At 60.9% G+C, this 20155-nt stretch carries 22 protein-coding genes; 4 read left to right on the top strand and 18 right to left on the bottom strand.

The genetic code is table 11. From position 1 onward, the window contains the following. Window positions 1–85: 85 nt before the first annotated feature. Genes ACZCWR_RS16745 through ACZCWR_RS16735 form a run of 3 tightly spaced genes read right to left on the bottom strand, consistent with a single transcriptional unit; the run spans window position 86 to window position 2041 of the window. Window positions 86–700, bottom strand: coding sequence for a hypothetical protein (locus ACZCWR_RS16745; RefSeq protein ID WP_487304112.1), 615 nt, complete (start codon window positions 698–700; stop codon window positions 86–88). A gap of 43 nt (window positions 701–743) precedes the next feature. Beyond that, on the bottom strand, window positions 744–1517 hold the full coding sequence (locus ACZCWR_RS16740) for a molybdopterin-dependent oxidoreductase (protein WP_487304111.1): 774 nt from the start codon (window positions 1515–1517) through the stop codon (window positions 744–746). A gap of 2 nt (window positions 1518–1519) precedes the next feature. Beyond that, window positions 1520–2041, bottom strand: a complete 522-nt coding sequence (locus ACZCWR_RS16735; RefSeq protein WP_487304722.1) for a cytochrome b/b6 domain-containing protein — start codon at window positions 2039–2041, stop codon at window positions 1520–1522. Window positions 2042–2279: 238 nt separating this feature from the next. On the opposite strand from ACZCWR_RS16735, the gene ACZCWR_RS16730 reads away from it, so the two are divergent. Together ACZCWR_RS16730 and ACZCWR_RS16725 are read left to right on the top strand one after the other, a co-directional pair. Beyond that, the gene (locus tag ACZCWR_RS16730) at window positions 2280–2951 is read left to right on the top strand and encodes a heavy metal response regulator transcription factor (RefSeq protein WP_487304110.1); all 672 of its coding nucleotides are present in this window, start codon (window positions 2280–2282) and stop codon (window positions 2949–2951) included. Beyond that, window positions 2948–4378, top strand: coding sequence for a heavy metal sensor histidine kinase (locus ACZCWR_RS16725; protein WP_487304109.1), 1431 nt, complete (start codon window positions 2948–2950; stop codon window positions 4376–4378). The genes ACZCWR_RS16730 and ACZCWR_RS16725 overlap by 4 nt, the downstream gene beginning before the upstream one ends. Window positions 4379–5206: 828 nt before the next feature. On the opposite strand, the gene ACZCWR_RS16720 is transcribed toward ACZCWR_RS16725, so the two are convergent. The 13 genes from ACZCWR_RS16720 to ACZCWR_RS16660 all read right to left on the bottom strand — a co-directional run bounded on the left by ACZCWR_RS16720 (window position 5207) and on the right by ACZCWR_RS16660 (window position 17444). After that, complete coding sequence (locus ACZCWR_RS16720; RefSeq protein ID WP_487304108.1) at window positions 5207–7009, bottom strand: FAD-dependent oxidoreductase; 1803 nt, start codon at window positions 7007–7009, stop codon at window positions 5207–5209. After that, window positions 7006–8091, bottom strand: coding sequence for a DedA family protein/thiosulfate sulfurtransferase GlpE (locus ACZCWR_RS16715; protein WP_487304721.1), 1086 nt, complete (start codon window positions 8089–8091; stop codon window positions 7006–7008). The genes ACZCWR_RS16720 and ACZCWR_RS16715 overlap by 4 nt, the downstream gene beginning before the upstream one ends. A 302-nt stretch (window positions 8092–8393) precedes the next feature. Then, a complete protein-coding gene (denD, locus tag ACZCWR_RS16710; protein WP_487304107.1) occupies window positions 8394–9359 on the bottom strand; it encodes a D-erythronate dehydrogenase in 966 nt (321 codons plus the stop codon). A gap of 20 nt (window positions 9360–9379) precedes the next feature. Then, the gene (otnI, locus tag ACZCWR_RS16705; protein WP_487304106.1) at window positions 9380–10168 is read right to left on the bottom strand and encodes a 2-oxo-tetronate isomerase; all 789 of its coding nucleotides are present in this window, start codon (window positions 10166–10168) and stop codon (window positions 9380–9382) included. Between the two features lie 827 nt (window positions 10169–10995). Beyond that, window positions 10996–11640, bottom strand: a complete 645-nt coding sequence (gene otnC / locus ACZCWR_RS16700) for a 3-oxo-tetronate 4-phosphate decarboxylase (RefSeq protein ID WP_487304105.1) — start codon at window positions 11638–11640, stop codon at window positions 10996–10998. Continuing rightward, window positions 11640–12914: a 3-oxo-tetronate kinase gene (otnK, locus tag ACZCWR_RS16695; protein WP_487304104.1), complete on the bottom strand. Its 1275-nt coding sequence runs from the start codon at window positions 12912–12914 to the stop codon at window positions 11640–11642. Before otnK ends, otnC begins: the two co-directional genes overlap by 1 nt. Then, window positions 12914–13807 carry an L-threonate dehydrogenase gene (gene ltnD / locus ACZCWR_RS16690; protein ID WP_487304103.1) on the bottom strand — a complete coding sequence of 298 codons (894 nt, stop codon included), beginning with the start codon at window positions 13805–13807 and terminating at the stop codon, window positions 12914–12916. Before ltnD ends, otnK begins: the two co-directional genes overlap by 1 nt. 21 nt (window positions 13808–13828) lie before the next feature. Further along, window positions 13829–14533, bottom strand: coding sequence for a FadR/GntR family transcriptional regulator (locus ACZCWR_RS16685; protein WP_487304720.1), 705 nt, complete (start codon window positions 14531–14533; stop codon window positions 13829–13831). 89 nt (window positions 14534–14622) lie between these two features. Further along, window positions 14623–14961 (bottom strand): thioredoxin family protein, encoded by a 339-nt coding sequence (locus tag ACZCWR_RS16680; RefSeq protein WP_487304102.1) that lies wholly within the window; start codon window positions 14959–14961, stop codon window positions 14623–14625. A gap of 61 nt (window positions 14962–15022) precedes the next feature. After that, window positions 15023–15550, bottom strand: coding sequence for a chromate transporter (locus ACZCWR_RS16675; protein WP_487304101.1), 528 nt, complete (start codon window positions 15548–15550; stop codon window positions 15023–15025). Next, window positions 15547–16107 carry a chromate transporter gene (locus ACZCWR_RS16670; protein ID WP_487304100.1) on the bottom strand — a complete coding sequence of 187 codons (561 nt, stop codon included), beginning with the start codon at window positions 16105–16107 and terminating at the stop codon, window positions 15547–15549. Before ACZCWR_RS16670 ends, ACZCWR_RS16675 begins: the two co-directional genes overlap by 4 nt. Before the next feature lie 17 nt (window positions 16108–16124). Continuing rightward, on the bottom strand, window positions 16125–17075 hold the full coding sequence (gene panE / locus ACZCWR_RS16665; RefSeq protein WP_487304099.1) for a 2-dehydropantoate 2-reductase: 951 nt from the start codon (window positions 17073–17075) through the stop codon (window positions 16125–16127). 27 nt (window positions 17076–17102) lie between these two features. Then, on the bottom strand, window positions 17103–17444 hold the full coding sequence (locus ACZCWR_RS16660; protein ID WP_487304098.1) for a hypothetical protein: 342 nt from the start codon (window positions 17442–17444) through the stop codon (window positions 17103–17105). A 303-nt stretch (window positions 17445–17747) separates the two neighbouring features. Between ACZCWR_RS16660 and gndA the strand changes: the two genes are divergently transcribed. Further along, the gene (gndA, locus tag ACZCWR_RS16655) at window positions 17748–19154 is read left to right on the top strand and encodes an NADP-dependent phosphogluconate dehydrogenase (protein WP_487304097.1); all 1407 of its coding nucleotides are present in this window, start codon (window positions 17748–17750) and stop codon (window positions 19152–19154) included. A gap of 146 nt (window positions 19155–19300) precedes the next feature. Beyond that, window positions 19301–19681: a DUF1493 family protein gene (locus tag ACZCWR_RS16650; protein ID WP_487304096.1), complete on the top strand. Its 381-nt coding sequence runs from the start codon at window positions 19301–19303 to the stop codon at window positions 19679–19681. Here ACZCWR_RS16650 and ACZCWR_RS16645 read toward each other — a convergent pair. Next, on the bottom strand, window positions 19655–19897 hold the full coding sequence (locus ACZCWR_RS16645; RefSeq protein ID WP_487304719.1) for a DUF4411 family protein: 243 nt from the start codon (window positions 19895–19897) through the stop codon (window positions 19655–19657). The genes ACZCWR_RS16650 and ACZCWR_RS16645 overlap by 27 nt on opposite strands. Further along, a complete protein-coding gene (locus tag ACZCWR_RS16640; protein ID WP_487304095.1) occupies window positions 19885–20154 on the bottom strand; it encodes a DUF4411 family protein in 270 nt (89 codons plus the stop codon). The genes ACZCWR_RS16645 and ACZCWR_RS16640 overlap by 13 nt, the downstream gene beginning before the upstream one ends. Window position 20155 lies beyond the last annotated feature (1 nt).

Here is a 20155-nt window from a genome sequence, read left to right as displayed (position 1 = left end):
TACGTGGGATGAATGTTCACGCGCCACATGCGAACGCAAAAAAGCCCGCAAATGCGGGCTCTTTTCTCAGACGAAGAAGCCTAAATTACATCGGCGGCTTCACGCCATCCTTCTCCACCACGATACGTTGCGCCGCGTAATCGCCGCCATTCGGGCTCGCGACAACAAACACCTGCTTGCCCGCCTGCAAATCATCGTGCGATGCAGGCGCGAACGTCACCACCGGCACCGTCGGCGGCACCGTGACCGAATTCGTGCCGCCCTTGTACGACAGCTTCAGATCGCGGCCGCTCGTGCCCTGCACGACCTGATCGACGTTGGCATTGGTCATCGAGCTTTTCGGGCCGAGATCCCATGCGTAGTGACCTTCGCCCGTGCCGCGCGCCGCTTCCGGGAACACCAGCACTTCGGTCGCCGTGAGCTTGCCGTCCGTGCCGGTCATCGCTGCCGTGCCGACGAACGAACCCGGCTTGATGTCTTCGAGCTTGATGTTCTTGAGCGCGCTGACCGGCGTGTCCGCCTTCATGGCGATCTTCACCGTGTCGCCGCTCTTGCGATGCACCGTGAGCGTATCGCCCGTGGCGGAAACGATATCGCCGCGAATGCGCACCGGCTTGGCGGCGGGCGTATCGGCGAAGGCGGCGGATGTGATCGATGCGAGCGCAAGCGCTGCAATTCCGAGTTTCATGCGATTGGACATGCAAGCTCCTTTAAGTGTCGAGCGAAGAGAATTGAGCGGTAAATCAGGAACCACCGAACCAGTTGTAGCCCTGGTTCTCCCAATAGCCGCCGGGATAATCGTTGGTCACGGTAATCGCGACGATATGCTTAGGGTTCTTGTAGCCGAGCTTGGTCGGCATGCGCAGCTTCATCGGAAAGCCGTATTTCGGCGGCAAGATCTGGCCGTCGTAAGTCAGCGTGAGCAGCGTTTGCGCGTGCAGCGCGGTCGGCATGTCGATGCTCGTCGAATAGTTGTCCGCGCAGTGGAACGCCACGTATTTCGCGCTCGTATCCGCGCCCGCCTGCGCCAGAAAACGAGCAAAGCGCACGCCGCCCCACTTGCCAATGGCACTCCATCCTTCGATGCAAATATGCCGCGTCACCTGGCTTTCCTGCGGCATGGCGTGAAGCTCGTCGAGCGTCCACACACGCTTGCCTTTGACGAGGCCGCCCACTTCGAGCTTATAGGCGGACGCATCCACCTCGGGCACTTCGTCGATGTCATAGAACGCGTTGAACGGAAACGGCCGCGTAATCATTGATTCGGGATACGTGGGCGCGAGTTTGTTCGGATCGAATAGCAAAGCTTGTGCATCGTCGTTGAAGGACGAGATCTTGCGCAGCATCGCATTGATGGATTTGTCGTCGCTGATATTGCAGCCGGACAGCATTGCAAGACCTCCGAGCGAGAGCATGCGTTTGCCGAATAAACGGCGCGCGGGGGCCTTTAATTCCTTCGCCGCATCCCTGATGATGAGATCGGCATCCGGCCTCGATCCAAAGAGTTTGAATGACATGATCAACGTCCCCTGACCATCAGCACGAGCGAGCGCGGCACCAGCGCGACCATCGCCACATGAACGACGAAGAACACCACCAGAAAGCTCATGCAGAAGAAATGCACGACGCGCGCGTTGTCATAACCGCCCATCAGCGTGCGAAGAAACGGAAACTGTACCGACTTCCATACAACGAGCCCGGACAGAATTATGACCACGATGTCCACGATCACCGCTAAATAAGCGAACTTTTGGACCGCGTTGTAATGCGTGAGATCGTCGTGACCGAGCTTGCCGCGCACGGCGGCGAAGGCATCGCTAAAGATGCTTTTTATGCTCAAGGGAAACATGCGCGCCTTGAGTCGGCCGGTGACGATATTCATCACCACATAGACGATAAAGTTCGCCACCAGCAACCACATGGCCGCGAAATGCCATTGCAGCGCGCCGCCGAGCCAACCGCCTAGCGCTACCGATGACGGAAAGGTCAGCGACTTGAACACGGGCGAGGCGTTATAAATCTGCCAGCCGCTCGTCACCATGATGAGAATGGCAAACGCATTGAGCCAGTGCGTGATGCGCAGCCACAGCGGCTGCACGGTCTGAAGCGTTCGTTTCGGCACGATCACCTCGCGTTGGATGGAGCTTGAACGATTCGCATGGTAGCGATGCCGCACTGAATGATCGATGACCTCTCGATGACTTTTTTGTCATGATCGGCAAGACCCGTACGCGCGCTCGCTAGAATGTCGGCAAGGCAATTCAGCGCGCAGGGCGAGCATGACCATACTGGTGATCGAAGACGACCGCAAGACGGGCGACTACCTGAAAAAAGGGCTCACGGAGTCAGGCTATCAGGTGGAACTCGTGCGCAACGGCACGGACGGGCTGCATCAGGCGCTCGCGAATCCTTATGAACTGATCGTGCTCGATGTCATGCTGCCCGGCATCGACGGATGGCAGGTGATGGCCGCGTTGCGCGCCAAGCGTGACTTGCCTGTCATCTTTCTCACGGCGCGCGATCATGTGACCGACCGCATTCACGGACTCGAACTCGGCGCGGACGATTATCTCGTCAAGCCGTTCTCGTTCACCGAACTCGTGCTGCGCATTCGCACGCTGCTCAGGCGTGGTGTGATGCGCGAATCGGATACGTTTCAGATCGCCGATCTTCACGTCGATGTGCTTCGCCGCAAGGTCACGCGCCGCGGCACGGACATCACGCTGACGAACAAGGAGTTTGCGTTGCTGCATCTGTTTTGCAGGCGACAGGGTGAAGCGCTTTCGCGCACGCTGATCGCATCCGAAGTGTGGGACATGAATTTCGACAGCGATACCAACGTAGTCGATGTCGCCGTCAAGCGGCTGCGCGCGAAGATGGACAATGCGTTCGAACCCAAGCTCATTCACACGGTGCGCAGCATCGGCTATTCGTTCGGGGAAAACCTTTGAGCCGGCCTGTTCGTTCGCTTGCGGTACGCATTGCGCTTTCGTTCGCGGTCATCGTGTGCGTGGTGGTCGGCATGGTCGGCATGGCGCTGTATGCCGCGACGAATTCGGCGCTTTCCACGCGCGCGGATTATCAGGTGATCGGCCGCGTCGAACATTTTCGTTCGCTGTTGCGCGACCTTTACACGATCAACGAACTCGAAGCGCGGCCACGGCTGTTCGAAACCATGCTCGGCGATAGTCAGGACGTCATCATGTTTCGGCGCGCGGGGTCGGCCGAGCCGTTCATCAATGTGAATCCCGAACATCTGGCCGTGCCGCCGCTGCATATCGTGCCGGTGACGGAGCATGTCGGGCTGAACGCGCTATACGAAGGCACGCGCGCGGATGGCGTGCGCATGCGCTGGGTCGGCGCGCAGGCGCGCATCGGCGAGAACGGAGAGGTGGTGGAGATCATCGCCGCGCATGTGATGACGCAGGAAGCGCGTGTGTTGTCCGCGTATCTCGTTCGCGTGTGGGTCAATCTGATCGGCGCGACGCTCATTACACTCGCGCTGGCGTATTGGGTGACGCGGCGCGGGCTCAAGCCGCTCAGGCTCATGGCCGACAAGGCTGCGGAGATTACGCCTAATCGCTTGTCTGCGCGGCTCGATGTCGCGCATGCGCCGACGGAGTTGCAGAGTCTTGCGGCATCGTTCAATGCCATGCTGGACCGGCTCGAAAACGGTTATGAACGTCTGCTGCAATTTTCGGCGGATCTGGCGCATGAACTGCGCACGCCGATTGGCGTGTTGATCGGAGAGACGCAGGTGGCGCTCGCGCATGAACGCAATGCGTCGGAATATCGTCAGGTGTTCGAATCGAATCTGGAAGAACTGGAACGCATTGCGCGGATTGCGCAGAACATTTTGTTTATTGCGCAGGCGGATCACGGGCAGCAGAAGATCGCGCGTGAGCGGATCGATATTCGCGCGGAGTTGGAGAATATCGCGGAGTATTTCGAGGGTATCGCGGACGAGCGGAACATCACGTTCGAGATCGACGCGCAAGGCGAGATGGAAGCGAACGCGATCATGTGCCGGCGCGCGATTGGGAATGTCGTGGTCAATGCGGTGCGTTATGCGAAGCCGGGGACGGTCGTGCGTTTGAAGGGTTATATCGATGATGACGGCGCTTGCATCGTTGTGGGGAATCGTGGCGAGGTCATCGCGGAGGAAGAGCTTGCGAAGCTGTTCGACCGTTTTTATCGCGGGGATGCGGCGCGCAGTGAGTTTACGGAATCGAGTGGGTTGGGGTTGTCGATTGTGCAGGCGATTATGCGGATGCATGAGGGGAGCGCGTCTGCTTCTTGCACGGGGGATGGGTGGGTTGAGTTTATGTTGCGGTTTCCAACCGTTTGCGTTGAGGCTGGCGCGAAGGTGATGGGGTAGGTTGCCGTTTTTTGTGCAAGGGGCTGCTCTTTATTGGGCTTTTATTGCAGTAGCCGCCTCCCCGGCGGGGGGGTAACTTTCTTTGCTGCTGCAAAGAAAGTCACCAAAGAAAGCAGCTTTTTACCCCATGCACGATGGCTGGAAAGGGTTGGTCTGGATTAATCGATGCAGTGGCCGCAATAGGACTTGCCACGCATGACGAATTGCTTAGGCAACCTGGCGATTACACGCTCGAATCCTTAAGCCTTAGTGGACCACATTCATGCTTTCGGCCATGCGCTGCGCGCGCCGAGAACTTTAGAACGGAACCCCGCAGCGTATTAGCGCCCAGCCACCTCACACCGCATCGCACCTCTCCCATTGGGCCCTACCTTGGTGAGTGCTTCTGGGCAAAGCACGCACACCCACGCAACTCACCTTTTAGTCGGAGCACTAACCAAGGTAGGACCAAATAGCAATCTTGCGGGGAAGCGTGATGTGGCTGGGCGCTGATAGGCTGCGGGATTCCGTTCTTACGTTCTCGGCGCGCGCAGCGCATGGCCGAAAGCATGAGCGCGGTCCACTAAGCGTTGATTACTCAAGCGCGAAATCGCGAGGTTGCCTAAGCGGCTCGTGATGCGTTGAACGTCCTATTGCGGCCACTGCATCGTTAATCCAGACCAACCCTTTCCAGCCATCGTGCATGGGGTAAAAAGCTGCTTTCTTTGGTGACTTTCTTTGCAGCAGCAAAGAAAGTTACCCCCCCCGCCGGGGAGGCGGCTACTGAATAAACCAAACAAACAACAGCAGCCCCTTGCACGAAAAAACGGCAACACATAACCCCACACATCAAGCACCAGCTAACAACCCCTGCCGCGCAGCCAACAACCCATGAATCTGCGAAACCACCGCCGCGCCCTCGCCCACCGCCGCGGCAACACGCTTGGTCGAGCTCGACCGCACATCCCCGATGGCAAAAACCCCCGGCACGCTGGTTTCAAGCGCCATCACCCCTTCCGTGCGCCCTTCGTGCGCTTCCGGTCCCGTCAGCACAAAACCCTTGGCATCCACATTCACGTTGCAGTTGCGCAACCACGTAGTATTCGGCTCCGCTCCAGTGAACAGAAACAGATGCCGCGATTCGATCGTGATCGGCCCATCCGGCGTCTTGCAGTGAATCGAAGTGAAGGCGCGCTCATCGCCATCAAGACAGGTGATTTCAGAATGCGTGCGCACCGTCACATTCGGCAACGACGCAATGCGCTCGACCAGATAGTGCGACATGCTCGCCGCCAGTCCCGCGCCGCGCACCAGCACATGCACGTGCTTCGCATGCGAGGCGAGATAAACCACCGCCTGTCCCGCCGAATTCCCCGCACCGACCAGCACGACTTCCGAGTTCTTGCAGAGCTTCGCCTCCACCGGCGACGCCCAGTAATACGTGCCGTGCCCTTCGTACTTTTCGAGGCCCTTGATCGCAGGCCGACGATACGCCGCACCCGACGCGATTACCACCGTCTGCGTGGTCACGAGCGTGCCGTTCGCCAGTTCGATCTGAATCGGCGAGCGGTCGCAGCGCAATGCTTCGATGCGCGTCGGAATGGCGATATGCGCACCGAACTTCTGCGCCTGCACGAACGCACGACCCGCCAACGCCTGCCCCGAGATGCCCGTCGGAAAGCCCAGATAATTTTCGATGCGCGAACTCGCGCCCGCCTGCCCGCCCGGCGCACGGCAATCGAACACGGCGACCGACAAACCTTCGGACGCCGCATAAACCGCCGTCGCCAATCCAGCAGGCCCCGCGCCGACGATGGCGACATCGTAGATATGCGTCTTGTCGAACTCCGGCAGCCAGCCAAGCTGCGTGGCGACCTGATTCTCGTCGGGCGCGCGCAACACGGTGCCATCCGGGCAAATGACGAGCGGAAAATCCGCCTTCGACGCGGAAATGCGCTCCAGCAAAGCAATCGCATCCGGGTCCGTGCAGGCGTCGATGACGGTATGCGGATAACCATTGCGCCGGAAAAAACCTTGCAGCGACACGAGCCGCGCGTCGTCCGACTGGCCAAGCAGCACCGGGCCGCTGCCCTTCTCGATCAACCCCACGCGCCGCAGAATCAGCGCACGCATGATGCGCTCGCCCAGTTCCGCCTCGGCCACCAGCAACGCGCGCAGCCGTTCCGGCGAGATCAGAATGCCTTCGACATCATCGACCGCCATGCCATCGACGAGACACGGCTTGCCCGATAACTGCGCCACTTCCGCCAGAAAATTGCCCGGCCCGTGCTCGCGCACGAGATGCCCGGAGCCGAGCGCATCGCGGCGCGTCACGCGCACCATGCCCTTGAGCACGATCACCATGCCGCGCCCGGTTTCGCCGACGCGGAACATATACTCGCCGCCACGATACTTCGCGGGCGTGCCGAACCGGCTCATGCGCTCGATTTCCTGATCCGTCAGGCGCGGGAACATCTGATGGTCGCGCGTCTGAAGCGGCGAAAACGGCGCGGTTTCTTCCGACACGGCGGGCGCGGGCATCGCGCTCGGCACCACGTTCGGATCGTCGCCGGTGGCGCGCGGACTCCACGCCATCGCGTTCGGCATGCCGGAACCCTGCTCGATATGTTCCCCGTTCGGGAATGTGCTCATGCGCGATCTCCATGTGGAAAGCCTGCTTCATGCAAGGACGCGCCGCCCGCCGCCGCCGGATTCATCGGCATCGAACAAGTCGCCGCCATCTGCTCGACTTCTTCGGGCGTGGCGGCCATCAGTTCGCCGAATTCGGTGAGATTGGCCACGCGAAAACCCGCGAGCCGCCAGGCATCCAAACCGCCCGTGAGCGGCAGCACGTCCTTGAAACCCGCGTTGCGCATGGTCTTGGCCATCCACGCCGCCGACACCTCGTTCGGGCACGAGCAATAGATGATGACCTTGCGCGACTTGTCGTAACTTTCGATGATCCGCGCCAGATCGCGCTCATCCGCGAACATCGAGCCGGGGATCGCGAACGGGTCGAGCATGCGCTTTTCGGGCGAGCGGATATCGAAGATCACCGGCACCGGCTGATCGTTCATCAGCGCATACAACTGATCCACGTCGATGCGCGCCTTCTCCAGCGTCGCCATGAGCGCACGGCGACGCCACCAGCGATACGCCACGTAGATCGCCAACAGCGCGGCCACGACGATCAGCGCCTGGCGGCCGAGTTGCGACATCATCGCGAAGAACATTTCGAGCTGCGCCGCGAAGATCACGCCGAGCGACAGGCCGACTGCGCCCCACAGCGCGATGCCCAGCCCGTCATGCACGATGAAACTGCGCAGGCGCACGCCCATCGCGCCCGCGAGCGGCACCGACACGAGCGACAAACCGGGGATGAACTTCGCCACCAGCAGCACGCGCACGCCCCATTTGCCGAAGAAGCGCTCGGTTTTCTTCACGCACGTATCGCGCGAGAGCGAGAGCTTGCAGATGGTCTTGAGCGTCTTGTCGCCGTACTTGCGCCCGCCCTGAAACCAGACGAGATCGCCCAGCACGCCGCCCGCCACCGCGACGCACAGCACGCCGAGCAGCGGTGGCCAAAACGCGCCGCCGTTCACCGCCATGAGGGCGATGGAGGCGCCGACGACGATCATCGTCGGCATGGCGGGCACGGGCAGCCCGAGCGCCGCGCCCATTACGTTCACGAATACGATCGCCGGGCCGAATCGATCGACTAGCTGATGGAGCAACATGGGAATCTCCCGCACAGACGGCGTGCTGACAGGACGGACGGGACGACGAAGCCAGCGCGCTTTAGATAGCACTGCATGGTTGAGAGACGAGCGTCAAATGCTCGCGGTTCACGGCGAGCCGACCGCGCCGTGCTTCGTTCGTCCTATTTTAGAGATGAGTTTAGCGCGGAAATGCGTTCGTAAGGGCTGGACGTGCACGATCGGACGCGTGCTGCGCCTGTGCGTGGCGTCGGTTTTGAAGCGGATGTTGAGGAGGTTCAGGCAACCACGCGCGCCATGACGGGCGTGGTTGCGCTGTGTCAGTGCAGATCGTCGGAGATATAGGCACGGATGACATCGGCGAAAGACCGGTCGCCGGTAAGCCCGAGTTCTTCCGCGCGCGCCGTGTTCCATGCGCCCGGCCACGTGCTGACGATCTTTTCGATACGCTCGGCGCGCTGAAAATCGATGCGCGCGACCGCTTCTTCGCCCGCCACTTCGCGCAGCGCCGCGACCATTTCGTTGACGCTGACCGACAGCCCCGGCAGGTTGATGACCGGCCGGTGTCCAAGTTTCGCGCGGTCGAGTTCGCATCCGGCGATGAGCGAATCGATGGCGCTGCGGGGCGAGGAAACCCAGACGCGCGTTTCGACATCGACCGGGCACACCGAGCGTTCGCCATTCAGCGGTTCGCGAATGATGCCGCTCGCGAACGACGACGCCGCCGCGTTCGGTTTGCCCGGACGCACGCTGATGGTTGGCAGGCGCAGCACGCGGCCATCGACGAAACCGCGCCTCGAATAATCGCAGAGCAGCAGTTCGCCGATGGCTTTTTCCGTTCCGTACGACGATTGCGGGTTCAGCGCGGTGTCGTCCTGCACGACGGGCGGCAGCGTGCCGCCGTACACCGCGACCGAACTCGTGAACACCACGCGCGGCGCGTGGCCTGCGGCGCGACAGACTTCGAGCAGGGCGCGCGAGGCATCGAGGTTGATCTTCATGCCGAGGTCGAAATCCGCTTCCGCCTGACCGCTCACGATGGCCGCGAGATGGAAGATGGCTTGCGTGTTTTGATCGACGTAGCGTTCGAGCACTGCGCGGTCGGAGATATCGCCGGTTTCGGCGCGGATGCGGGGGTCGTTCAGGAGCGTTTCGTCGCCGGGCCGCGCGATGTCGAGCAGCGTGATGCCCGCGATTTTCTGGCCGTTCAGTTCGCCGCGTTCGAGAAGGCGCTTGGCCAGACGCTGGCCCAGAAAACCCGCGCCGCCTGTAATCAGGATGTTCATGTGCTTTGTTCCCGTTGTTTTCAGAGATACGGCTTGAGCCAGCCGAGGCCTTCTGACGTGCCTGCTTTCGGGCGGTATTCGCAGCCGATCCAGCCGTCGTAGCCGAGTGCGTCGATCTTTTCGAACAGATACGGATAGTTCAGTTCGCCGATGTCGGGTTCATGGCGCTCCGGCACGCCCGCGATCTGAATATGGCCGATGCCCGCGTTCGGGCGCTTCATGTCGCGTTCCAGTTTCTTCGCGATGTCGCCTTCGACGATCTGGCAGTGGTAGATGTCGAACTGCACTTGCAGGTTCGGGGCGGCGATTTCATCGCAGATGGATTGGGCATCGTCCTGGCGGTTCAGGAAGAATCCTGGGATGTCGCGGGTGTTGATCGGTTCTATCACGATCGTGATGTTCGATTTTTTTGCTTCTGTTGCGGCGTATTCGAGGTTTTTTAGGTAGGTGGCGCGGTGTTTGTCTCTGGGGTCGTTTTTGCCTATCAGGCCGGCCATGACGTGCAGTTTTTTGTTGCCTAGTTCGGCGGTGTAGTCCAAGGCTTTTTTTATGCTGTCTTTTAGATCTTGCTCGCGGCCTGGGATGGAGGCTAGGCCTCTTTCGCCGTTGGCCCAGTCGCCGGGGGGCGCGTTGAATAGGGCTTGGGTTAGGTTGTTGTCGTCTAGCCGTGTCTTGATTTCTTTGGCTTCGTAGTCGTAAGGGAAAAGGAATTCAACTGCGTTGAAGCCGTCTTTGGCCGCTGCTGCGAAGCGGTCTAGGAAGGGGTGTTCTGTGTACATCATGGTTAGGTTTGCTGCGAATTTGGGCATTTGCTCTATCTCCTATGTTTGGGTTTTTCGTGCAAGGGGCTGCTGGTGTTTGTGTCTTTATTGCAGTAGCCGCCTCCCCGGCGGGGGGGTAACTTTCTTTGCTGCTGCAAAGAAAGTCACCAAAGAAAGCAGCTTTTTACACCATGCACGATGGCTGGAAAGGGTTGGTCTGGATTAACGATACAGTGGCCGCAATAGGACGTCCCTCAGTTGGTCAAGCGCGTGGGCAACCTCGCGATTTCGCGCTCGAATCCATAAGCCTTCGTGGACCGCATTCATCCTTTCGGCCATGCGCTGCGCGCGCCGAGAACGTAAGAACGGAACCCCGCAGCGTATGAGTGCCCAGCCACATCAAACCACATCGCACCCATCCCATTGGGCCCTACCACGGTTAGCACTTCCGTGAAACGGCGCACGCCAACTTTAGCCTTTGCCTCAAGTGCTAACCGGGGTAGGGCCGAATAACAACATTGCGACAAGGTTTGAGGTAGCTGGGCGCTCATACGCTGCGGGATTCCGTTCTTAAGTTCTCGGCGCGCGAAGCGCATGGCCGAAAGAATGAGCGCGGTCCACGATGAGTTGCATATTCGAGCACATAATCGTCAGGTTGCCTAAGCGATGGTTAAGCGTGGAAAGTCCTATTGCGGCCACTGCATCCGTTAATCCAGACCACACATTCCAGCCATCGTGCATGGGGTAAAAAGCTGCTTTCTTTGGTGACTTTCTTTGCAGCAGCAAAGAAAGTTACCCCCCCGCCGGGGAGGCGGCTACTGCAATAAAACCCCAAAAACCAGCAGCCCTTTGCACGAACACGAACAAAAACCCACTCAATACTCAAACCCAAAAACCTCTTTAAGCTCCCGGATAGCCTCATCCGACAACCCCTCCGCTCGCGGCAAAGAAGAGAGAAAGAGACGCGCAGTCTCCTCAAGCTCCTCAAGCGCATAGCTGGCATGCGAAACGCTCTTGTCCCAAACCACAGGCCCAAGACGCTCAAGCAAAACCGCCCGCACGCGCGAAGCGAGCAGAGCCACCTCATCGGCAACAGCAGGATCGCCCGGCCGCCGATAGCGGACCAGAGGCACATGCCCCACCTTCATCACGTAGTAAGGCGTAATCGGCGGCAACACATCATCCGGCTTCCACACACCTGCAAGCGTCAACGCAACAAGATAAGTCGAATGCGTATGCACCACACCCCGCGCCGCCGCATTATTCTCATAAATCCGCCGATGCAACGCCAACGTCTTCGAAGGTCGCCCACCCGACACATGCGCTCCTTGCGCATCCACCTTGGCGATATCGTTCGGATCGAGCCGCCCAAGACAGGCATCCGTCGGCGTGATGAGCCAACCATCATCGAGACGCGCGCTGATATTGCCCGCCGTCCCCACGGTATAACGACGCTCATAAAGACTACGCCCCGTCACACAAATCTCTTCGCGAATGCGATTCTCGTCGGTAGAAGTCATCAGAGCGCCTTCAAAGCCTTGACAAAGAAATCAGTCGTACCAAAGTTCCCGGACTTGAGCGCGAGCCCCAACTCGTCATCAAGCCCGATGGATTGCGTAGCCGGCACACCCGGATCGATCTGCGGCCCGATGCGCAATGACCGCACATCCAGCGCCTGCACGACCGCGCCCGAAGTCTCACCACCCGCGACGACAAACTTCCTCACGCCCGCATCGCGCAATTGCCGCGCAATGGAAGCGAGCGCATCTTCGACGAGATGACCCGCCTTCTCAACGCCAAGCTCCTTCTGCACGGCCTTCACTTCATCCGGCGATGACGTCGCGTAAATCAACACTGTTTCATCGCCATGAGCATGGAAGAACTCGACCGCCTGAGCGACAACCGGCTCACCCCGCGACAACGCCATCGGATCGATACGAAACGCCGGCTTCGATGCGCGCCACTCCGCGACCTGCGCGTTGGTCGCCTTCGATGCACTCCCCGCCAGCACCACCGCCCGGCCTTCGATCTTCGGCAGATCGGCCGCATGCTCGGCATGCTCAAGCAAGTTCGCCGCGCGGAAATTCTTCGGTAGTCCCAACGCAATACCCGACCCGCCCGTGATGAGCGCAAGATCGCGGCACGCATCGCCGAGCACGTAGAGATCGGCATCGGACACAGCATCGGCAATTGCCAGACGCACGCCGTCCTTCTTCAATTCGTCGATGCGCGCACGCACCGCCTCCGCGCCCTTCGCAATCGTGTCGTAACGAATCAGCCCGACCTTCGATTTCGTCTGACGCTGCAACACACGCACGAGGTTGGGATCGGTCATCGGCGTGAGCGGATGATTCTCCATGCCCGATTCATTGAGCAGCACGTCGCCGACAAACAGATTGCCGCGAAAGATCGTGCGTCCGTTCTCGGGAAACGCGGGACAGGCAATGGTGAAATCGTCCTTCAATGCATCGAGCAACGCGTCCGCAACGGGACCAATATTGCCCTCATCGGTCGAATCGAACGTCGAGCAATACTTGAAGATGAACTGACGGCAACCGCGCGCACGCAGCCATTCGAGCGCGTCCAGCGACTGACGCACGGCATCGGCGGCGGGAATGGTGCGCGACTTGAGCGCGACGAGCAGCGCATCCGCCTCGATGCGCGCATCCGCGGGCGGCACGCCGATGGTCTGAACCGTGCGCATGCCACCGCGCACGAGCATGTTGGCGAGATCGGTCGCGCCGGTGAAATCGTCGGCGATACAGCCGAGCAGTGCGTGCGCCTCGTGCGCCATTACTTCGCTCCCTTCGGGACATCGATGCCCGGAAAAATCTTGATGACCGCGGAATCGTCCTCGCCGCCGTGACCGGCCGTCGACGCCATCATGAACATCTGATGCGCCGCCGCCGACAGCGGCAACGGGAATTTGGTGGCGCGCGCCGTGTCCAGCACGAGGCCGAGATCCTTCACGAAGATATCCACGGCGGACAGCGGCGTGTAATCGCCCGACAGAATATGCGGCACGCGGTTCTCGAACATCCACGAATTGCCCGCGCTGTGGGTGATGACGTCGTAGAGCGCGTCGGGGTCCACGCCTTCGCGCAAGCCCAGCGCCATCGCTTCCGCCGACGCCGCGATATGCACGCCCGCCAGCAATTGATTGATGATCTTCACCTTCGAACCCGCGCCGTGCGCATCGCCCAGACGGTAGACCTTGCCCGCGATGGCATCGAGCACGTCTTCGCAGGCGGCATAGGCGTCGGCGGGGCCGGAGGTCATCATCGTCATTTCGCCGGAACCGGCCTTGGCCGCGCCGCCGGAAAGCGGGGCATCCAGCATGAGGAGGCCGAGTTCGGACAGGCGCTTGCCGAGTTGCACGGCGAAGTCCGGTGCGACGGTTGCGCAGGCGAGCACCACGCCGCCTTTTTTCATCGCGGATGCCGCGCCGTTTTCGCCGAGCAGCACCGCATCCGTCTGCGCGGCGTTGACGACGACCGTCAGCACCACGTCGCACTTGCCGCCCAGTTCCGCAGGCGACACGCACGCGATGCCGCCTTCCTTCGCGAAGGCATCGAGCACATTCGGGCGTACATCGCACGCATGCACCGCGAAGCCCGCGCGCAGCAGCGAGCGCGCGACGCCCATGCCCATCGCGCCCAATCCGATCACACCGACGTTTCTCGCCATGACGTGTCTCTTCCCGATGATTTAGCAGATGCCCGCTTCCGCCAGACGGCGCGCGGCGTTGATGAGATGCGTCTGCGCGGCACTGCGCGCGGCATGCGAATCCTGCGCGCGGATGGCCTCCGCGATGGCCGCGTGTTCTTCGCGCACCTGACGCATGAAGTCCTCACGCAGCGCCTCGTTGCCGCGCGTGACGACGGTGCCCGCTTCGAGATACTGATTCAGAAAGGTGAGCGTTTTCAGGAAGTACGGATTGCCCGTCGCGTTCGCGATCTCGCGATGGAACGCGACGTCTTCCGCCACGCCATCGCGGCCTGCGCGCACGGCTTCGTCGATACGAACGAGCGCGTGATCGATGGCGGCCATCTGCGCATCGCTGCGGCGCTGGGCGGCTTCGGATGCGACCTCCGCTTCGATCGCGCGTCGCAGCGCGAGGATATGCAGCACCGCGCCCGGCTCGCCCACCTGCGCGTAATCGATGCGCAATGGCCGAATGCCCGCCCGCTCGACAATGAACACGCCGCTGCCCTGCCTCGGCTCGACCATGCCTTCGTTCTTCAGCCGCGACACCGCCTCGCGGATCACCGTGCGGCTCACGCCGAATTCCTGCGCGAGCACGGCTTCCGTCGGCAGCTTGCCGGTGCTCGTGAAGCTGCCCGCCTCGATCTGCTTCTGCAACTGCTGCGCGACCGTGTCGGCGAGCGCGCGCGGCGGAATCTTCTCGAACATGCGGATGGGCGTGAGTGGTAAGGTCATCGGGTCATCATACAAGTTTTTGAGATGAGCGTGGACCGGGGGAAATCCCTGAGCGCGTGCGCTTATTGCGCGAGCGGTTCGTCGATCAGGGCGAGCGCGTCGCGGATTTCGCTTGCATCGCCGGGGCGCACGAGGCGCGCCACTTCGCGGCCATCGAGCATGAAGATGAGCGTCGGCCACAGCTTCACGCGGAACGAGCGGCCGAGCGGGCGACCGGGTCCATCCTCGATCTTCAGATGCCTGATGCCCGCGCGGCCCTGAAACGCCTGCGCGATCAACGGCTGCGCGGCGCGGCAGAAGCCGCACCAGTCGGTGCCGAACTCGATGACGACGGGGCCGGAGAAGGCATCGACCTCGGCGCGCTCGGGCGCGGTCTTGGCATATTCGGTGTTCATGGACATCGTTCAAATCTCCGCGAGTGCTCGTTCTTCTGGACAGCGAATTTGTAGCACCGTTCAACCGCTACTGCCCAAACCCCGTCAATCCGATCAGCGCCCCCACCGCCAGCAACCACAGCGGATGCACCTTCGTCCGGTACGACACGAGCGCCACCGCGACCGTGATCCCCACCAGCACCGCCGCGCCATCCGACGCTTCCGCGATCAGCAACGCGCTCGCCGCCACCAGTCCCGCCGTGATCGGCACGAGCCCGACCTGCACGTAACGCCGCCACGGACGGTCCTTGAAGCGCTCCCACGCGTGCAGCGCGAGCATCGTCACGAAGGAGGACGGGCCGAACTTCGCCAGCGACGTGACCAGCACGCCCGGCCATCCGGCAACGTGCCAGCCGATCAGCGTGACCACCATCATGTTCGGTCCGGGCGCGGCCTGCGCGAGCGCGAACAGCGCGGAGAAATCGGCTTTCGACATCCATTGATGCACCTCGACGACTTGTCGCTGCATCTCCGGAAGAATGGTGTTGCCGCCGCCGAACGCGAGCAGCGAAAGCTGGCTGAAAATGCCGGCGAGCGCGAGCAAGGTGTCTTTCATCGGCGCACCTTGCGGGCGATCAGCACGGAAATGGGCGTGAGCACGAGCATCGACGGAAGCAAGGGTGTGCGAAGGAATGCGATGGCGACGAACATCACGAGCGCGATGGCCGCCGCTTCCGGTTTCTTGCGCAACGGCCAGAGGACCTTGACCGACATCGCCACGAGCAAACCGGCCGCCGCGGCCGCGAGTCCTGCGAACAAATGCGCGATGCGCGGGTCCTGATGCGTGCGCTGATAGATCACGCCCAGCGCGATCACGACAAGCGACGGCCCGCCGATCAGCCCGAGCAGGCCAGCCAGCGCGCCCCGCACGCCGCGAAACTTCATCCCGATGGCAACCGACAAATTGATGACATTGCCACCGGGAAGGAATTGGCACAGTCCGAGCAGATCGGTGAATTCATCGGCATCGAGCCATTTCCGACGTTCGACGATCTCGCGCCGGGCGAGCGGCAACGCGCCGCCGAACGCGATCAGTCCGAGCGAGAGAAAGCCGGTGAAGATTTGCGCGGTGGTGGGCGGCGGGGCGTGATGAGCAGGTTGTTCGTGAGCCATGAGCGCGGTTGATGACGTCAGCGGTCTGTAAGCGTTTGATCCGCCGTGCGTTTGCGCTTCGCTTCGTACGCCTTGAGATGCGCATACGCGACTTCGAGCATCGACAAACGCTCAAGCGCCGAACGCCGCCGCGCGATCAGATCGCCGACGATGTGGTCCGCCTCGATCGCCGCGCCGTTCTCGATATCGCGCAGCATCGATGCGGTCATCAGCGAACCGCGCTCCGAATAGAAGGCGCTGGCGCGTTCGTGCATCGGCGGGCTCATCGGATGGCCGTTGTCCGCCGCGATGCCCTGACATTCTTCGAACAGCCGGCGCAGTACGTCATCGCCGCCGGGCGCGGCCAGGATATCGCCTACCGGCGCGCGCATGAGCGAGGTCGCGGTTGCGAGCGTGGCGAGGAAGACCCATTTGTCCCACATCGACTGGAGCACGTTGTCGCTCACGCTCAAGTCGAAACCCGCGTTGTCGAGTTGCGCGGCAATGGCCTCCACGCGCGGCGAACGACCGCCCGCGCGTTCACCGAAAGCCATCGAATGCATGTTGCTCATCTGCACGATTTCGCCTTGCGGATTGAGCGTCGCGGCGATCGCGCACTGGCCGCCGAGCACGCGGTCCGCGCCGAAGCGGGCGTCGAGTGCATCGAGATGGGCCATGCCGTTCAGCAGCGGCAGGATGGCCGTATTCGGACCGACGGCGGGCGCGAACGAGTCCATCGCGTTCTGAAGGTCGTAGGCCTTGCAGCTCAGAAGGACGAGATCGAACGGCCCGGCGATGTCTTCCGCGAGCACGAGCGGCGGATCGCCGATCTCGATGCCGCCCAGCGGACTGTTGACCTTGAGCCCCGTCTCGCGCAAGCGCGCCGCGCGCCGTTCGCGCACGAGAAACGTGACATCCCTGCCCGCCGCGAGCAGTCGCGCGCCGAAATAACCGCCGATCGCGCCCGCACCCACCACCAGAATCCGCATGTCTCACTCCGTATTCAATCGATTGAATCACGCTTGCCAGACACCGTAGCCGGCCTCCCGCAAGCCGATGGCCAATTCCACTTCCATGTCGCGCGCGCCGTCGTAGGGCATCGGGTTGTACATCTCATAAAGATGCGGCAGCAGGCGCAGCCCGAACTCGCGCACGTAGCGATTCGACTGGATGCCCGCCTTGTGCTTGTCGAAGCGCACGTCCGGATCGACGCCCGTCATGCCCACGTAGACGAACGGCATGCCCAGCCGGTAGTCGGGATTGGCGCGGCGAAAGCGTGCGTCGTTCCAGACCTGATCCGACAATTCAACGACATAGACGTGATGATGATGACGTCGCCTGCGCCTTCCGAGCGGCATGAAACCCGAAGCCTCGCCTGTGCATGAGCCTGACCGGCCCGTATTTTATGCCGCCGATGCAGATGCCGCCCGAACCGGCCGCTGCTCGAAGTTGCTCAAAGTGGTAAATTCGCTCGGTCCGCGTTCGCGCGACGAATCCGCTGCTGGTAGAGTTCCGGCCCGCGCATTTGCGTGGTCCGTCGAGCCGCGGGCGGCGGCGGTCGGCACGACGACCGCCTGTCGCGCGATGCGTCCATCGACATGTTTTCACCCCGGAGCCGCGTGCCACGAGCCGCCCGGCGTCCGGACATTCGGAGATCAAGCATGAGCAAACAAGCTATCGGCGTAGTGGGTCTCGCCGTCATGGGCCGCAACCTGGCCTTGAACATCGAGAGCCGCGGTCACGCCGTTTCGGTCTACAACCGCAGCCGCGCCAAAACCGACGAACTGATTGCCGAAAACCCCGACAAGAAGCTCGTGCCCGCTTTCACGCTGGAAGAATTCGTCGATTCGCTGGAAAAGCCGCGCCGCATCCTGCTGATGGTCAAGGCAGGCGCGGGCACGGATGAAACCATCGATCAGTTGCGTCCGCTGCTGGAAAAGGGCGACATTCTCATCGATGGCGGCAACACGCACTTCACCGACACCATTCGCCGCAATCAGGATCTGGCGAAGTCGGGGCTGCATTTCATCGGCACGGGCGTGTCGGGTGGCGAAGAAGGCGCGCTCAAGGGTCCGTCGATCATGCCGGGCGGACAGAAGGAAGCGTATGAACTCGTCGCCCCGATTCTGACCGAGATCGCCGCGAAGGCGCCGGACGGCGAACCGTGCGTCGCGTACATGGGCCCGGATGGCGCGGGCCATTTCGTGAAGATGGTGCATAACGGCATCGAGTATGGCGACATGCAGTTGATCGCCGAAAGTTATGACGTGCTCAAGCGCGTGGCCGGTCTGTCCAACGAGGAACTCGGCAAGGTTTATGTCGAGTGGAATCAAGGTGAACTGGACAGCTATCTGATCGAGATCACCTCGAAGATTTTCTCGAAGAAGGACGAGGAAAGCGGCAAGGATCTCGTCGATGTCATTCTTGATCGCGCCGCGCAGAAGGGCACGGGCAAGTGGACGAGTCAGAACGCGCTGGATCTGGGTGCGCCGCTGCCTTTGATTACCGAGGCCGTGTTTGCGCGCGTGTTGTCGTCGCTCAAGACGCAGCGCGTGGCGGCGAGCAAGGTGTTGACCGGGCCGAAGCCTGCTTATGACGGCGATCGTGCGGAGTTCGTGGAATCGGTGCGGCGCGCGTTGTATCTGTCGAAGATAGTGTCGTATGCGCAGGGCTTTGCGCAGTTGCGCGCGGCATCGGAAGAGTATGACTGGGGTCTTCACTTCGGCGAGATCGCGAAGATTTTCCGGGCGGGGTGCATCATCCGCGCGCGCTTCCTGCAGAAGATCACCGATGCTTATGACGCGAAGCCGGACCTCGCGAATCTGCTGCTCGACCCGTACTTCAGCGATATCGCGACGAAGTATCAGGAAGCCTTGCGCGATGTCGTGGTCGCGGCGGTGAAGGCGGGCATTCCGGTGCCGGCGTTTTCATCGGCGATTGCTTATTTCGATGCGTATCGGTCGGAGCGGTTGCCGGCTAATTTGGTGCAGGCGCAGCGGGATTTCTTTGGTGCGCATACGTTTGAAAGAGTGGATAAGGAAGGGAGTTTTCACGCAAATTGGGCGTGAGGATAGGTAGGATTTGTGTGGTGAAAGACGGCTCCTTCGGGGGCCGTTTTTTTATGGTTTGTTTGTTTTGCTGCTTTTGAACAAGGGTTGAATCGTTAGTTAGGTATCGCTATTATTTGGGCCTTTTATTCAAGGCTTTGATAGACGTGAGCAATGATACCTGTCGAGCGCCAGAGTGGTACGCCCTTGTCGAATACATACTCCCTTTAGTCGGTCGGAACGATTTCAAGCGAGAAACCGACCTCTACCACGATTTGGATCTCAACCTGCGTCAGATCGAAAAGCTGCTGAATGAATGGTGTGTTCTTTTTGATGTCGATATGAGCGGGTTCGATATTGGTCGCTACTATCCGTTCAGTCGACTGAGCATGCGTCGCTTATTGCTCGCCGTGCTTCGGGTGCCATTCAGCCGCCGAACCCGCGAGACGCTCGGCGGCTGGCAACTCACGCTTGGCATGCTGGAACAGGCAATGATTCGAGGAAAGTGGATCGACGCAAGCTCAAGCTGCTCGCTCCCAAGCGAATGACACACGCAGTTCCCGGAGCATGTCGAACGTCGTGCGAGTCGTCACGCCGAAGTTTCGACAGACGTTCGGGATTTTCACCTTAGTCGAATTTTCGCGAAATTCTTCATGTGTCGTGACGCTCCAGCCAATGGTTCGGGCTTTCGCGATCAACCAAGGATCAGCGCCACCGGCGAATTTGCTTCGGTTCGGTGGCGTGTACCGCTCTACTGATTCGATATGCTGAATATATCCGCAAATGAAGATTGCGTTTCGTCATCCGTGACATCGAGAAACCAGCTACTGTCGTGCCGAGCCTTGATCCAGTCAGCAAGCGCATCGTTTCCGCAGGCGAGTTCCTCGTAGACCTCACTGATACTTGCCACCAGGCCGCGTCGGTTGGCATCGTCAAGCCATTGCCAGAAGCCCGGGCAAATGTCGTTCGCGTAATACCAGTTCTGTGCTTCGATGAAAACATTACTGTCAAGCAGATACATC

It is taken from the genome of Caballeronia sp. A2-2, from assembly GCF_057612605.2.
The sequence above is the reverse complement of the archived record's forward strand: the minus strand, read 5'-3'. Positions and strand labels throughout refer to the sequence as shown.

Coding starts and splice junctions, on each gene's coding strand:
- ACZCWR_RS16745 (WP_487304112.1), bottom strand. CDS start 700: ATGTCCAATCGCATGAAACTCGGAATTGCAGCGCTTGCGCTCGCATCG.
- ACZCWR_RS16740 (WP_487304111.1), bottom strand. CDS start 1,517: ATGTCATTCAAACTCTTTGGATCGAGGCCGGATGCCGATCTCATCATC.
- ACZCWR_RS16735 (WP_487304722.1), bottom strand. CDS start 2,041: ATGGTGACGAGCGGCTGGCAGATTTATAACGCCTCGCCCGTGTTCAAG.
- ACZCWR_RS16730 (WP_487304110.1), top strand. CDS start 2,280: ATGACCATACTGGTGATCGAAGACGACCGCAAGACGGGCGACTACCTG.
- ACZCWR_RS16720 (WP_487304108.1), bottom strand. CDS start 7,009: ATGAGCACATTCCCGAACGGGGAACATATCGAGCAGGGTTCCGGCATG.
- denD (WP_487304107.1), bottom strand. CDS start 9,359: ATGAACATCCTGATTACAGGCGGCGCGGGTTTTCTGGGCCAGCGTCTG.
- otnI (WP_487304106.1), bottom strand. CDS start 10,168: ATGCCCAAATTCGCAGCAAACCTAACCATGATGTACACAGAACACCCC.
- otnC (WP_487304105.1), bottom strand. CDS start 11,640: ATGACTTCTACCGACGAGAATCGCATTCGCGAAGAGATTTGTGTGACG.
- otnK (WP_487304104.1), bottom strand. CDS start 12,914: ATGGCGCACGAGGCGCACGCACTGCTCGGCTGTATCGCCGACGATTTC.
- ltnD (WP_487304103.1), bottom strand. CDS start 13,807: ATGGCGAGAAACGTCGGTGTGATCGGATTGGGCGCGATGGGCATGGGC.
- ACZCWR_RS16685 (WP_487304720.1), bottom strand. CDS start 14,533: ATGTTCGAGAAGATTCCGCCGCGCGCGCTCGCCGACACGGTCGCGCAG.
- ACZCWR_RS16680 (WP_487304102.1), bottom strand. CDS start 14,961: ATGTCCATGAACACCGAATATGCCAAGACCGCGCCCGAGCGCGCCGAG.
- ACZCWR_RS16675 (WP_487304101.1), bottom strand. CDS start 15,550: ATGAAAGACACCTTGCTCGCGCTCGCCGGCATTTTCAGCCAGCTTTCG.
- ACZCWR_RS16670 (WP_487304100.1), bottom strand. CDS start 16,107: ATGGCTCACGAACAACCTGCTCATCACGCCCCGCCGCCCACCACCGCG.
- panE (WP_487304099.1), bottom strand. CDS start 17,075: ATGCGGATTCTGGTGGTGGGTGCGGGCGCGATCGGCGGTTATTTCGGC.
- ACZCWR_RS16660 (WP_487304098.1), bottom strand. CDS start 17,444: ATGCCGCTCGGAAGGCGCAGGCGACGTCATCATCATCACGTCTATGTC.
- gndA (WP_487304097.1), top strand. CDS start 17,748: ATGAGCAAACAAGCTATCGGCGTAGTGGGTCTCGCCGTCATGGGCCGC.
- ACZCWR_RS16640 (WP_487304095.1), bottom strand. CDS start 20,154: ATGTATCTGCTTGACAGTAATGTTTTCATCGAAGCACAGAACTGGTAT.